Genomic DNA, 12,684 nt, shown 5'->3' with positions numbered 1-12,684 from the left:
AGCACGCTCGGCGTGCTGCGTGATATCGAACTCGCCATCACTCATGTGGCAGAGGATCGCCGCAGGTCGTCCTTGTTCTCGAAATGCCGGTACGGCGCGGACGGGACGATGCCGACCCGGCGTGCCACCGACGCAATACTTAGTCGTCTGATGCCATGCCGGGCCACCACGGCGAGTGCCGCTTGCGCGATCTGCTCCTGACGAATTTCAGTATCCAGTTTCAGTGCCATTAAGAACGTCAATTCACAATGTGGCGCTGATTTAGGTCGGTGTCAAGTGACGATGACATTTGGCATTGATCGCCGCCGGCCGTCAGTGTCATGCGGCCGGCGCGCGGACTCGGACGTTGCCGGCATGGATGCAAGACCTCGTGCGCGAGCTGCTCAGCAGAGATCATGATCGCCCGGTCCCCCCGATTCGCAGGCGACGCGACCGAGCGCGAGCGAAGCCGACTCCCAGAAGAGTCGTGGCATCGCGCGCATCATGAACGAGGCGTTCGGACGTCTGCTCGCCGCGAGTGACGACGAGCGCCGCGACGTGTTCTGACGACGGCTCGTCGATTGGACACAGCCGTCGAGAATGTCGAGAAAGACTTCAGGGTCTGCTGGACGCTCGACGTGCTCTTCAACGGGCTCCCTGAAGATCACCCGCGCCTCCTCTTCAAGGGCGGCACGTCACTGTCGAAGTCGTTCGGCCTGATCAACCGCTTTTTCGAGGACATCGATATCACGGTGTTCCGCAAGAACCTTGCGAGCCGGCGCCAGAGGCCCTGTTGTGGCGCCTCGCAGGGACAATTTCAGGGACAGGCGTGGCGCGGCTTGACTGAACGACCGGCACCGTGGAATCATCAAATTTGATGCGAATTTGATGAGGCCACACATGCTCGATCTCGCCAACGACATCCGCTCGCTCAGTGACTTCAAGCGCAACACGCTCGACCTGCTGAATCGCCTCAGAAAGACAGGTCATCCCCTGGTTCTGACCATTAACGGAAAGGCGGCGCTGGTCGTGCAGAACGCGGAGGCTTACCAAACGCTCCTCGACCGCGTGGAGGCCATCGAGGGCATTCAACGCGGGCTGGCCGATGTGAAGGCCGGTCGCACAAAGCCCGCGCGGCAGGCGTTCGATCGGCTGCGTCGCAAGCATGGCATACCGCGTTGACATTGCGCGGAGTGCGGAAGCTGAACTCGAGGCGCTGTACCTGTGGGTCGTTGAGCGCGCTCCGCAGCAGGGTGCCGCGTGGTTCAACGGTCTCGAGCGGGCCGTTCTCTCGCTCGACCAACACCCGGAGCGCTGTCCGGTTGCGGCTGCGAGTATCGAACCGGACCGCCCGGTTCGGGTGCTCAGCTACGGTCGAAAGCCTCACGTGTACCGCGACTTCTTCACCGTCGACCACAACGCGCAGGTCGTTCGCGTGGTGCACGTGAGGCGTGGCGCCAGGCGACGGCCGACGCCGGACGAGTTGAAGGGCGAGTAGTCCTCAGCCGAGAGCCAGGCTTTTCTGCCGGAGATCGGCGCGTCGCGACCATCAGAGCAGTGTTGCGAACGCCCGCACGTAGTACACCGCCACCGTGAGGAGCGCGCATCCACTGACAATCTGCAACGGACGGCGCCAGCGGGCCAGCGACACGAACCGCATGATCAGACCCGCGAAGAGACCGACGATCAGAAACGGCAATCCTCGGCCGACTCCAAAGGCGAACGCGAGCAGTAGACCGTATTCAGCGCGGGCTTGCGCCGCGGAAACCGTCAGCAGAACGAGGAGCGGGGCTGCTGAGGTCCCCAGACTAAATATGAATCCGTAGAGGAACGCGCCGCTGATTCCTGGACGTCGTAAGTCGGCGAGTCGTTGAACCTTCAGCCGGGGACCCCGGAATGCGACCACCGCCGCAACGAGGGAGAACACCGCCATGCCGAGCGCCCAATACCGGCCGAACGATTCGGTGAGAATCGCGCCGAGCCGACCAGCGACGGCACCAAGCAATGTGAGATTGACGACAATCCCGAGGAAGAACGCGAGCGCAACCAGGAGGCCACTGCGTCGCTCCTGGCTCTCGGTCCCCCCGGTTACCGCCGCTACGCCTATTCCCACAGGGAGCGTGCACGGACAGACGGCACTCGCGAGCACACCGGCGACAATGGCCACGAGTACTGCGGCTCCACTCGCGTCAGGCAGCCACGCACCAAACCTCTGCAGAAAGTCTTCGAGAATCACTGCGATTGGGCGGGCGTCGGCACTCCAGCCTTGTACCCAAGTTCGTTGATCGCGCGGGTCAAGGCATCGACGCTGACTTGGCCATGTTCGTATTGGACGGTCACGTTGTGCTTTGCCAAATCGACCTCGGCTTTCCGGACGCCCTGGACAGCTTGCAGCGTGTTCTTGACGCTACCAGCGCAGACCATGCAGATCATGCCGTTGACAGGAACGGTGACGGTCCGTACCTCTGCTCGGTTTGAGGGTGAGTCCTGGGCCGTCGGGGTCGCCTCACGTTGGCAGGCGGTTGACAAGACCGCGATGCTCAGCACGAGCGCCGCAAGCCCCCACAACGCGGCTCGGTGGCGATTTCTCGGTGGTCTCAGCGTTGGCCTCTCTCGGTGTCGCTTACTTTCGCGATTTTCGCCGCGCCGCCGCAGGCGCGCCCTGCGCGTGCAAATCGAGCCTCGGCGCATCCGTCTCCGGCTCTTCCGCCCCCGAGATAATCTGACACAGTCCTCGACACGTTGGTTCTTTCTTGCCGTCCCACTTGGCAAGTTCGGCCGCCAGTTGATCACGAAAGCATGCGAGTTGCTGGATTCGCTCCTCGACCGCTGTGAGGTGCCGTCGCGACAGATCCAGCACGTGGGAGCACGGCGTGTCGCCGGCGCGACTCAACTTGAGAATCTCACCGATTTCTTCGAGCGAAAAGCCTAGGGACTGGGCTTTTCGGATGAAGCGCAGTTCCTCGACCGTGGTCTCGGAATATCGCCGGTACCCTGTCGCCGAGCGCGGTGCGGGCGCCAGCAACCCGATGCTCTCGTAATACCGAATGGTCGGCGCCGTCAGGCCGGTGCGCTCGGCCACGTCCCCAATGAGCAAACCTGCCATCTCGACCAGTACACACCCTCAAGGGGACTTGAGGGTCAAGTATTTTCTCCGGCGTCGAGAACCTCGAATCCGATCTTGGTGAGGGCATCCTTGAGCTGCTGCTCGCGAACGTGCTCAGGCTCATACCTCACCCGGATACGCTTTTTCGTCACCTTCGACGTGACGTCTCGGACGCCAGGGATGGAGGTCAGCGCTCCCGCAATCTTTTCGGCACACCCTTCGCAGACCATGGTCGGAACCAGGAACTCTCGATCTGCCAACGGCGCCGTTGCGGTCACTTCTTCGCGGCCGAGCTCGACGCGACGGACGCCGATGGTGTTCAGAAAGTTCGCGAAGATGCTCATGGTGCGGCCACCTCTGTTTCGTACCCGGCCTCACTGAGGCGCTCCGCGATCGACCGGGGCTCGACGACCGCTGTGTCAAAGAGCACGTCGATCCGCTGGCGATCCGCTTGCGCGCGGACCTGCCCGACACCCTCCACCGTGTTGAGCAGCCGCGCGACGCGCTGCTCGCAGGCTGCACAATGAAGCTGCTGTTCGCCGGTGACTTCGAACGTGACTGATTTCAACATAGCGACTCGCGTCCTCTTTCGATTGCCTATGGGTTTCCAGTAGCGGCGGCCGGCGGCGGCTGGCCAACCGTTCTAATGGCCTCGAAGAAATACGTGCCGCGCCCCCACAGCGAATTGATGAAGATCGTCGTGACGCTGGCGGCCATCGCGACCATGCCCCACACCGGGTACACCAGCCCCGTGGCCGCGGCGGGGATGCCGATGCCGTTGAAGAGGAACGCCAGCGACACGTTCTGCACGATCTTTCGATAACTCTCTCGGCTCACGCCGTACGCGTCGAGCACCGCCCCGAGTCGTTGACTGAGGATGATGACGTCCGCGGACTCGATCGCGATATCCGCGCCACTGCCAAACGCGATTCCGACGTCTGCCTGCATCAGCGCCGGCGCGTCGTTGATGCCGTCGCCGACCATGGCGACTCGCTCACGCTCTTGCAGTTTCCGGATCAACACGGCCTTTTCGGCGGGCAGTACGCGAGCATGGACCTCTTCAATGCCAGCGGCACCAGCGAAATGCCGGGCCGCCTGCTCATTGTCACCCGTGATGAGAGCGGTGCGGATACCCAGCGCGTGCAGACGGCGGACGGTCTCGACGGCGTCAGGCCTCACCGCGTCCCCGAGTGCCACGAGACCACGCAGCACGCCGTCCCGCGCGACGCCGATCACGGTGAGCCCGCCTGCTTCGAGCTCGTTGATCCGTGTGTCTTGGGGGAGGTCCACCCCGTCTGCCGCGAGAAACGCCGGGCTGCCGACCGTGAGCCGATTGCCATTGAGACGGGCCCGGACGCCCCGACCCGTGACCGCCTCGAATCCCTCGACCTCCGACAGCGGCAGACCACGTCGAAACGCCTCTTCGACGATCGCGCGCGCCAGCGGGTGCTCGGATGACGCTTCGACGGCCGCAGCGAGGGTGAGCACCTCCTCTTCGGTGCCCGAGACGGCGACGATCTGGCGCAACGCAGGCTTGCCCTCCGTCAACGTCCCTGTCTTGTCGAACACGACCCGCTGCACACGACGCAGCGCTTGAAAGGCCTCGCCCGTGCGCATGAGCACGCCTCGTTCGGCAGCTTCGCCGGCCCCGCGGACAATCGAGAGCGGCGCCGAGATTCCCACCGCGCAGGGATAGCCCATCACCAGAACGCTCAACCCCGCAAACATGGCCCGCTGGAGGTCGGGAGACCCTCCGATTACCAGTGGACCGAGCAGCCAGAAGAGCGTCGACCCGGCCGCCATGACCAGCACGAACGGCGTGTAGACCTGCAGGACGCGATCGACCAGATGAAGTAGACCGGGTTTGAGCGCCCGGGCGTCCTCCACGCTGCGGATGACCTGCCTCAGAAAACTCTCCTCACCCACGACGGTCGCACGCACGAGCAACGTGCCATGCCCGTTTAACGAACCACTCAACGTCCGATCGCCAGGACGCTTCTGGACGAGCGCCGGTTCGCCGGTGACTAGCGATTCGTCCACGTCCGAGTCCCCAGATTCGACCACTCCGTCAATGGCCACCCGAGAACCTGGGCGGATCCGGACCAAGTCGCCAACACGGACCTGTTCGAGCGGCACGACCTCTTCCTTGCCGTTCTTCACCACGTACGCGACGTCAGGCTCAAGGTCGAGCAACTTCTTGACCGCTTGCGAACTGCGCGTTTTGACGATCAGCGACAGCCACTCGGAAAAGATGTGATAGCTGATCACCATCACCGCCACCGAGAAAAATGCCACGGTCGGATACCCGACCGGGTTGAAGGCGAGGCCGATCGCGCCGCCGGCCAACCCCGCAAAGGCGCCGAACTCCACGAGCACGTGCTGGTTCAGGATGCCACGCCGCAGCGCCATGAAGGCCATGCGCACGATGTGGCCGCCCACGTCGAAGATGACAACGAGCGCGAGCACGCCGGCGATCCAGGGGACGACGGGACCGAACGCGTCCTTCAATTGAAGGTAATAGATCCCGGCGCCGAAGGCCGACAACAGCGCTGAGCCGCCGATCGCCGATTGCAGCCCGTAGCTGCGCAAGACGACGAAGGCGAGCGCGACGAGGCTCGCAATGGAAAAGACGCAGAGCGGAAACCAAGGGCTATCGACTGGGTAACCGACCAATCCCATCGCCGCAATCGACATCGTCAGGGCGGTCAGGAAGCGTCCACGCTCACGCACCAATGCGCGCTCTTCTTCCTCATAGGGACGCAGCTTGCGCGGATCGGAGAGCGTGTAGCCGATGTCAGTGAGCGTCTGCAGTAGATCCTCCGCGCGCGTCACGATCGGGTCGTACTCGATGAGCGCCTGTTCGTGAGTCAGGCTCACGGCGACTTTCTCGACGCCAGGTCGCTTGCTCAGCGCCTTTTCGATCGTGCCCGTGCACAGCGAACAGTGGAGTCCCCCAATGCGGGCACGAATTCTGCGGCGGCCGGGTAGCTTGGACGGTTCTTCGCTCCAGAAATGTGGAGCGGCTTCCACACTTGCGACGACATTCATGATGAGACCTCGATTGCCCGACGTCGGTTCAGACGCAAGTACAACCCTTCAAGGGGACTTGAGGGTCAAGAAGTGTTTTAGGACCGATAAGGCTTGACTCTGGAGTGCGCTCCAGGGTGGATACTTCTGCAATAAGCTCCTGCTGCAGATCTCCCATCCCCGTGCTTGCAGCGGTAGCGCCGCGATGTCCTCAGAGCGGCACGAAAGGCCTTGCCGTCGATTTGCTCACCGTCAAGGCCTTGCTCTGCGAGTCCGCACTCAGGGGCGTTCGGGAGGGTCCTTATCGATTCTGTGCCGACCCCGCGTGCGCGGTGGTGTACTTCGACGACAACGGTCACGTCTTCAACACGGCGGACCTCCGCGTGCCCGTCTGGCAGAAGCAGCCCGCCGGTGCCCGCATGATCTGTTATTGCTTCGATGAGAATGAGACGTCTATGGCACTTGAGTTCGCCCAGACGGGTCGGTGTGACGCTTCGCTGTGAGTGCGGGACCATATCGCGGCCGGCCGCTGCGCCTGCGAAGTGCGGAACCCGCGCGGCGCGTGCTGCTTGGGCGATGTGATGAAGGCCGCCGCACGGATCGAGGCTGAGTGTGCCTCGGTCCTTCAGAAGTAAGCCCATGGCTACCAAATATCGGATCAGTGAAGTGGCAGAGAAAGCGGGCATCACGCCTGATGCCATGCGTTACTACGAGCGGCTCGGCGTGTTGCCCCGCGCGCCGCGGACGGCTGGTGGGCTACGAGCGTACGGGGACGACGTGCTGCCACGGGTGCGGTTCATTCAACAGGCCCAGGCAATGGGGCTGACCTTGAAGGACGTGAGAGAGCTCGTTTCCAACGAAGGACGTGGCGGGTATCAGCGATGCCGGCGGGTCCGTGATCTCCTGAAGAGCCGGCTTGCTGGCGTGGACGCCCGGCTCAAGGAGATGCAGGCGTTTCGACGGACGCTCCGCACCCACCTCCAGGATTGCGAGCACGCCCTCGAGCAGGAGAGACCCGTCTGCCCGGTGATGGCCGAATTGGGTGGGTTAAGCCAGTGAAGACGGCCCTCGCGTCCGTGCTGGCAGCCGGGGTGGCATCGGCCTGTTGTATCGGCCCCGTCGCGTTCGTACTCCTCGGCGCCGGCACGTTCGGCGCGTCCTTGTCCGCGCTGGAGCTGTACCGTCCATTCTTGCTCACGGCGACGGCGCTGTTGCTGGGCGGCGCGTTTTTCGTCGCCTATCGCCCGACGACCGATTGCGGCACGTGCTCCCCCGCGTCGCGGAGACGGACGCGCGTCGCGGTGTGGCTAGCGGCGGCACTCACCACAGCACTGGTCACGTTTCCGTACTACGTTGAATATCTCTTCTGAAGGAGCACATATGCGAAAGGTTCTGGCACTTGCAGCGGCGATCGCAGTCAGCGGCGTCGCAACGGCTACGGCGGTACGCGCGCAGTCAACGCAGACCAAGCCGGCGGAAGCCACGAAAGTCTGCACGATGAAAGTCACTGGCATGACCTGTTCGGGATGTGAGGCGGCGGTGGAGATCGCTGCGAAACAGATCGACGGCGTCAAAGACGCGAAGGCCAGTTACGCGAAAGGGACGGCTGAGGTCACCTACGATTCCGCCAAGACATCGCCGGACGCGATCGCCAAAGCGATCGCCCAAAAGACTGGCTACAAGACCGAGGTCGCGAAGTAGGGAGTCGATCCATCGAGGTCGGGCTGGTCGGCGGCGACATCCGTGTAGAGCGAGGCCACGTGCGGTTCGTGGACTCGCAGACGGTGGAGGCAGGACGGGGCGGAGATCGTCACGACCGCGGTCGTCGCGGGACACGAGCGACAATACCGAACGGATCGAGTGCTCGTGGCTACGGGAAGGCGCCCCAACACGGACAACATGCCATGGACCGGGCTGGTGTGCAGGTGAACGAACGCAGCGAAGCCGTCGTCGACACATCCCTGCGAACAAACGTCCCACACATCTACGCGGCGGGCGACGTGATCGGGCGGCAGCACGGCAGTCAGATGGCAACTCCGATTGGCAGCCGCCAAGGTGGCATCGCCGCCCGAAATGCCCTCTCTGGCGGACCGATGAAGGCAATCGATCATCGAGTGATCCCGCGAGTGCTGATGCGGACTCGAATCAGGTGCCACATTGGCCCGCACCCGTGATCGCCTCCATAGCTCCGCTGACGAACGCGGATCGTCTGTGACCGCGTGCGAGAAACGGGCCGTCGATCTAGAACTCGCAAGGTATTGGCTTGGTGCGAGTTACGGAGAATTTCGACGATCGGATTTCTTTGGCTGGGTGTTAGGGACGGAATTCGCAACTGGCTCCTCACGGCCGCATGACGTTCATAGCGCCGCAAGTCGATACGTATCCGTATTTCGGCTCCGGGTATGACGAGTACGCTGTCCGAAATTTGTATACAGATTTCGGACAAAAGCCGGTCACGCCTTCGCGCTCGTCGAAAGGTGGTCGAGATCGAGCGGATCGCTCTCGACGTAGTCTCTTGCGGTCATGTCTTCCAAGACGACGACTTGGCCATCGACAGCCTTGAAACGTCCGGAGGCTGGAACGAGCTTGAGCCACGAGTTCAAGAGATCAGGCCAGCTCTTCCCCTCGAAGATGATCTCTTCCTCTTCACGCACGAACCAGAAAAGGATCTCCACCTCGGCAGCATCCCAAGAAGGCGCTGCTCGGACGCGGATATCGCGAAGAGCGCGAAGCCCGCGACCCTCGACTGAGTCCTTATCGTGCTTCTCGACAAGCCGTCGCTGTAGCTTGTCGACCAAGCTCGTGAAGTCGTCAGGAAACGCGAACCGTACTCGCTTCCGAGCAAGAGCCTGCGCAAACCCTCGACCGGCTGCATCGTCGAGGTAGCCCGGCGTCCTTTTCCACGAAGCGACGATCGACTTTTCGACCGTCATCACTCGGTCGAGATCGGCTACGAGGCAATCCGGCTCCAGGCCCGGCAGGGTTGCATAGGCTGGACGCCGCCCACGTTTCACCATCTGGAGGTCGTCCTCACTGACCTGCACGAGCGGAGCGATCTCGACATAGGGTCTGTCGACGCAGGCTCGAACGATATCGCAAGTCTGCGTGACGACGATCAGCCCTCGAACTTCCGACGTGAGCGCTTGCAGGTCCCCATCTGCGGCCTCCGCCGCCGCATCGGTAAGCGGGGCGCCCGGGTCACCTACATGAACGAACCACGATTCCTCGAGCGCCAAATCGCCCTGCCTCCAATCTTGGAGAGCAGCGTCGATGCGCTTGGCCTCATCGGAGTCTGGACTGAGTGTTGCCACTCACTATCTCCGATGCCGATTGACTGACCTTGCCGCACGCAGGCGCCCGCTCGAAGGGTGAATGCGATCCTGGAGCGCACCCACAAGGTCTTCGGGTCGAGGCGGAGTTCGCGCTGCCCGCTCTGCTTCACTGAGGCCTGACGGCGTGACGCGTCGCACTTCACCGGTTGCCAAGAGCGCTAAAACTCGGTCGTAAGCGCCGATGGCCAACATGTCAAACGGGAAGTTTCCGTCTTCCCGAGCAGCCAGCAATAGGGCGCGGTTGGCCGTGGCCGTCCCTCTATCAATCTTTCGGACTACAGCGAGCAGCCGCTGGAGATGCTCCTCGTTGCTGGGCGCCATGGGCTTCCCGCTGGCCCAGAAGTGGAGGGACCGACGACTCACGTTGAACAACCGAGCGAGCTGATCCCACGTCAGGCCACTGAGCCGCCTCAACTCGGCGATCGCACCGCTCGCTGACAGGGCCGCCGGCAGGGATGTCCCTGCGTTCGTCTGGTCAACAGGCCTCTGTAGATGCGAAAGCACTTCCGGAGGAGGCGCAACCGCGGCGGAGGTTCCAAGACCAACGAAGATGACGCTGGCTAGGATCGGCTCACGGACCTGCCGCATGAGGAGCATTGCGCCGCCGGCCGACGTGGTATCAAACGGTGAGCGGACTGGCGTGCTATTCATGGCTCGCCTCCGAATCGAACCAGGAACTCATTCGTGACAGCCCACCGAAAGACCGTGTAGATCCGCTCGGCGTAGCGCTGCGCTTCTGAAATGACTTGGTCAACTTCAAACGGCATCGGAGCCGCGCTGAACATATCAAGATCGAGAATCCAGCTCTTCTCCTTCGCGGGTTCGATCGCCGATGGATCGACGGTCGCGCCCGGGGGAAGACACCCCCACCGAGCAAGCATCTGTGCGCCGGTCACGTTGAACAGTGATTCTGAAATCGCGTGCACTGCCTGGGTCGCGATGCTCGTTCCCACGATGCCACGGACCTCAGGCCGCACAAGCGCCGTGATGTCGTCGACTGTCGGGCCAGCAATCCGATCGATGTAGCGAACCCCAAGGCGATCGAGCTGACTCGGTCCGATGTGCTCAATGACCGCTTCGGCGAGAAACCTGAGTCTGCCGAAGAAGTCCGACCTGCTGACGTACCGCGTGGTCTCAAGCGCCAAGAATTCAGATGCCAGCGAGACACGCCAATCGCCAGTCGTATCGCTGAAACGCCAGGCGATCTTTGGTTTCGCTTGGGCCACACCGCCTGGTCCCAGCAGAAACCCTTGCGTCTGCTCCTGTCGAAGCACGGGATATTTACTTCGCGTTGCCTCCTGAAAGGGGGCCACGAACTCTCGCTGCTCGACGGACAGAATCTCGGGAAACCGGAGCTGCGCGATGACGCGCACCAGGGGTGCGTTCTTGAGCGGCACCTCCTCTGGCGTCGGAGCTTCGAGCGGATTGTCTGTGGCGCTCATACGGATACGATAAGCCGAAGCGCTCTCAATGTGAAGTGGAATGTGAAGTAATTACAAGTCTATATAGGCCAGCACTTTACATAGGCCGTTCACCTCCGAAACGTGTGGCCTTGAGACTTGGCTCTAGGACGACAGATTTCCTAGCGGACGGTTCGCGTCAGGTTTCGCCATAAACCTGCGTTCATACGAAGCAGGGAGTGGTGTGCTTTACTGTTGAGCTGGCTGGGAGGCAGGGAGTCGAACCCCGATAACGTGGTCCAGAGAGCCGTGAATGGGTTGCGGCCCGTTCCGGTTCGCTCTGGTTTGTTCGAGTTTTCGGCGTTATCGCTTCGGTGCGTTTCGCTCCGTTCTGCTGTGTTCACGCACAAAATGTCTCATTGTGTCTCAGGCCCTCTCGCTCCGTGCAGAGTCGCGCCAGAATGGATCGGGCGCAGCCGGTACGGCTATAATCGAAATGAGAAGGCTCCATGGAAATCACGGTCGAGATTCCGGGACCGCTGTCTGGGCAGCCGACTGACGACTTGGTCAGGCGCGCGCGCCTACTGCTCGTGATCGACGAGGTTCGAGCCGGCCGCTTGACTCGTGCCGGCGCGGCAGGCGCACTCGATGTGACGCTCGACGACTTCCTCATCGAGGCCGGCCGGCACGGCCTCTATGCCATTGATCACGACGTCGAGGATTTCAAGCAAGAGCTCGGAGCTATTCCGAAGAGCCAGCGCTGAGGCTGCGTGCTGGTCGTCGCCGACAGTTCCCCGCTCATCTACCTCTCGCGCGTCGGGGCCCTTCACCTGCTTTCTGCGCTCTTCGATGAAGTCGTCGTGCCGCGAGCGGTGTGGCACGAGGCCGTGGAACGGCGCCCGTCCGCGCCTGGCATCGATGCACTCCACCAGGTACGCTGGTTGCGGGTCCTCGACGACCCGTCGCTCGAGTTAGACCTGGGGCTCGATCCCGGAGAGACGGCAGCCATCCTCCTCGCCGAATCTCTCCGGGCAGATCTCCTTCTCATCGACGAACGGGTAGGACGGAAAGTGGCACAAGCGCGCGGTCTCGCCGTACGGGGAACACTCGGCGTCCTGGTTCAAGCGCGACAACTGGCATTGCTCCCTGCACTCAAGCCCGTGCTTGACGCGCTCGTCGCAGCGGGCTTCCGCATCGCACCCGCTCTGATTCGCGAAGCGCTCGCGCACGTGGGAGAAGGCGCAGAACCAGCGAATGCGACATCGACAGATCGCTCGTGATGGACGTCCTCCAGGACGACGGCTAACCAAAGCGGCACTCGCGTTGAAGATGCCGTCACTCGCGGTTCTCGACAAGCAAGTCGGCGACAGTCTTATTGCCACGGATCTTGCCCGCGGGCTTCGCTGGTCGCAGCCGCCGTCCGCTCCACGCAATCACGCCGGCCCTCCTCAAAGCCGCGACACGCTCGCGAAGCGGCTTTGGCCTTCTGGTACCGACTGGTTTCTTTCACATCGCTATGTGGCCTCCGCTCGACGTTCGTCAGCCGCGTGCGTGGTCCTCCTGTTCGAGGTGGTGGATAGGGCCGCCCGGAGATGGACTGCCAACGAACTCTCGAATACGCGCCGCTTTTCTTGCGCCGATGCCTCGCACCTCGGCCAGTGCGGCGGCGTCCACGGTGACGATCCGCTCGATTGAACCAAAGTGGCAGAGGAGCCGGTGTGCAAGCGCGGGTCCCACTCCTGGCAGCCCCTGCAGCAGGAAAAGCCGCCTCGATGCAAGACGTTTCGGCTTCCTGTCGAATCGCCGCAGGATTCGCTCCTGTGGTCCGCGCACCTGCTCC

Annotated in this window: 19 protein-coding genes and 1 pseudogene; 10 read left to right on the top strand and 10 right to left on the bottom strand. The window is 62.6% G+C overall.

Features of this window, described 5'->3' with window-relative positions:
- Window positions 1-41 precede the first annotated feature (41 nt).
- Window positions 42-230 carry a helix-turn-helix transcriptional regulator gene (locus tag HYU53_03000; GenBank protein MBI2220156.1) on the bottom strand — a complete coding sequence of 63 codons (189 nt, stop codon included), beginning with the start codon at window positions 228-230 and terminating at the stop codon, window positions 42-44.
- 253 nt (window positions 231-483) lie between these two features.
- On the opposite strand from HYU53_03000, the pseudogene HYU53_02995 reads away from it, so the two are divergent.
- The 3 genes and pseudogenes from HYU53_02995 to HYU53_02985 all read left to right on the top strand — a co-directional run bounded on the left by HYU53_02995 (window position 484) and on the right by HYU53_02985 (window position 1,477).
- Window positions 484-749, top strand: a pseudogene (locus HYU53_02995) (nucleotidyl transferase AbiEii/AbiGii toxin family protein).
- Window positions 750-879: 130 nt separating this feature from the next.
- Entirely contained in the window at window positions 880-1,161 is a 282-nt protein-coding gene (locus tag HYU53_02990; GenBank protein MBI2220155.1) for a type II toxin-antitoxin system Phd/YefM family antitoxin, read from the top strand.
- Window positions 1,145-1,477, top strand: coding sequence for a type II toxin-antitoxin system RelE/ParE family toxin (locus HYU53_02985; GenBank protein ID MBI2220154.1), 333 nt, complete (start codon window positions 1,145-1,147; stop codon window positions 1,475-1,477). Before HYU53_02990 ends, HYU53_02985 begins: the two co-directional genes overlap by 17 nt.
- Before the next feature lie 51 nt (window positions 1,478-1,528).
- Here HYU53_02985 and HYU53_02980 read toward each other — a convergent pair whose 3' ends face one another.
- The 6 genes from HYU53_02980 to HYU53_02955 form a co-directional block, all read right to left on the bottom strand.
- Complete coding sequence (locus tag HYU53_02980; GenBank protein ID MBI2220153.1) at window positions 1,529-2,197, bottom strand: sulfite exporter TauE/SafE family protein; 669 nt, start codon at window positions 2,195-2,197, stop codon at window positions 1,529-1,531.
- A gap of 14 nt (window positions 2,198-2,211) precedes the next feature.
- Window positions 2,212-2,526 (bottom strand): heavy-metal-associated domain-containing protein, encoded by a 315-nt coding sequence (locus HYU53_02975; GenBank protein MBI2220152.1) that lies wholly within the window; start codon window positions 2,524-2,526, stop codon window positions 2,212-2,214.
- Window positions 2,527-2,602: 76 nt separating this feature from the next.
- A complete protein-coding gene (locus HYU53_02970) occupies window positions 2,603-3,076 on the bottom strand; it encodes a heavy metal-responsive transcriptional regulator (GenBank protein MBI2220151.1) in 474 nt (157 codons plus the stop codon).
- Window positions 3,077-3,120: 44 nt separating this feature from the next.
- Window positions 3,121-3,429 carry a heavy-metal-associated domain-containing protein gene (locus HYU53_02965; protein MBI2220150.1) on the bottom strand — a complete coding sequence of 103 codons (309 nt, stop codon included), beginning with the start codon at window positions 3,427-3,429 and terminating at the stop codon, window positions 3,121-3,123.
- Window positions 3,426-3,656, bottom strand: a complete 231-nt coding sequence (locus HYU53_02960; GenBank protein MBI2220149.1) for a heavy-metal-associated domain-containing protein — start codon at window positions 3,654-3,656, stop codon at window positions 3,426-3,428. Before HYU53_02960 ends, HYU53_02965 begins: the two co-directional genes overlap by 4 nt.
- 26 nt (window positions 3,657-3,682) lie before the next feature.
- The gene (locus HYU53_02955; GenBank protein ID MBI2220148.1) at window positions 3,683-6,133 is read right to left on the bottom strand and encodes a cation-translocating P-type ATPase; all 2,451 of its coding nucleotides are present in this window, start codon (window positions 6,131-6,133) and stop codon (window positions 3,683-3,685) included.
- Between the two features lie 221 nt (window positions 6,134-6,354).
- Here HYU53_02955 and HYU53_02950 point away from each other — a divergent pair, with 221 nt between their 5' ends.
- The 5 genes from HYU53_02950 (at window position 6,355) to HYU53_02930 (ending at window position 8,286) form a co-directional block, all read left to right on the top strand.
- Complete coding sequence (locus HYU53_02950; GenBank protein MBI2220147.1) at window positions 6,355-6,615, top strand: hypothetical protein; 261 nt, start codon at window positions 6,355-6,357, stop codon at window positions 6,613-6,615.
- 136 nt (window positions 6,616-6,751) lie between these two features.
- Window positions 6,752-7,171 carry a MerR family transcriptional regulator gene (locus HYU53_02945; GenBank protein ID MBI2220146.1) on the top strand — a complete coding sequence of 140 codons (420 nt, stop codon included), beginning with the start codon at window positions 6,752-6,754 and terminating at the stop codon, window positions 7,169-7,171.
- Window positions 7,168-7,482, top strand: coding sequence for a mercury transporter MerT (locus tag HYU53_02940; GenBank protein MBI2220145.1), 315 nt, complete (start codon window positions 7,168-7,170; stop codon window positions 7,480-7,482). The genes HYU53_02945 and HYU53_02940 overlap by 4 nt, the downstream gene beginning before the upstream one ends.
- Before the next feature lie 10 nt (window positions 7,483-7,492).
- Window positions 7,493-7,813: a heavy-metal-associated domain-containing protein gene (locus HYU53_02935; protein ID MBI2220144.1), complete on the top strand. Its 321-nt coding sequence runs from the start codon at window positions 7,493-7,495 to the stop codon at window positions 7,811-7,813.
- A 203-nt stretch (window positions 7,814-8,016) separates the two neighbouring features.
- On the top strand, window positions 8,017-8,286 hold the full coding sequence (locus HYU53_02930) for an FAD-dependent oxidoreductase (GenBank protein ID MBI2220143.1): 270 nt from the start codon (window positions 8,017-8,019) through the stop codon (window positions 8,284-8,286).
- Between the two features lie 279 nt (window positions 8,287-8,565).
- Here HYU53_02930 and HYU53_02925 read toward each other — a convergent pair whose 3' ends face one another.
- Together HYU53_02925 and HYU53_02920 are read right to left on the bottom strand one after the other, a co-directional pair.
- On the bottom strand, window positions 8,566-9,423 hold the full coding sequence (locus tag HYU53_02925) for a hypothetical protein (GenBank protein MBI2220142.1): 858 nt from the start codon (window positions 9,421-9,423) through the stop codon (window positions 8,566-8,568).
- Between the two features lie 668 nt (window positions 9,424-10,091).
- Window positions 10,092-10,886, bottom strand: coding sequence for a TIGR04255 family protein (locus HYU53_02920; protein ID MBI2220141.1), 795 nt, complete (start codon window positions 10,884-10,886; stop codon window positions 10,092-10,094).
- A gap of 467 nt (window positions 10,887-11,353) precedes the next feature.
- Here HYU53_02920 and HYU53_02915 point away from each other — a divergent pair, with 467 nt between their 5' ends.
- A complete protein-coding gene (locus tag HYU53_02915; GenBank protein MBI2220140.1) occupies window positions 11,354-11,608 on the top strand; it encodes a UPF0175 family protein in 255 nt (84 codons plus the stop codon).
- A gap of 6 nt (window positions 11,609-11,614) precedes the next feature.
- On the top strand, window positions 11,615-12,124 hold the full coding sequence (locus tag HYU53_02910) for a DUF3368 domain-containing protein (GenBank protein ID MBI2220139.1): 510 nt from the start codon (window positions 11,615-11,617) through the stop codon (window positions 12,122-12,124).
- Window positions 12,125-12,383: 259 nt separating this feature from the next.
- On the opposite strand, the gene HYU53_02905 is transcribed toward HYU53_02910, so the two are convergent.
- The coding region (locus HYU53_02905) for a hypothetical protein (protein ID MBI2220138.1) at window positions 12,384-12,684 on the bottom strand (301 nt) is incomplete at its 5' end.

The sequence above is a fragment of the Acidobacteriota bacterium genome (assembly GCA_016184105.1).
In the GTDB taxonomy this organism is placed as follows: domain Bacteria; phylum Acidobacteriota; class Vicinamibacteria; order Vicinamibacterales; family 2-12-FULL-66-21; genus JACPDI01.
The sequence above is the reverse complement of the archived record's forward strand: the minus strand, read 5'-3'. Positions and strand labels throughout refer to the sequence as shown.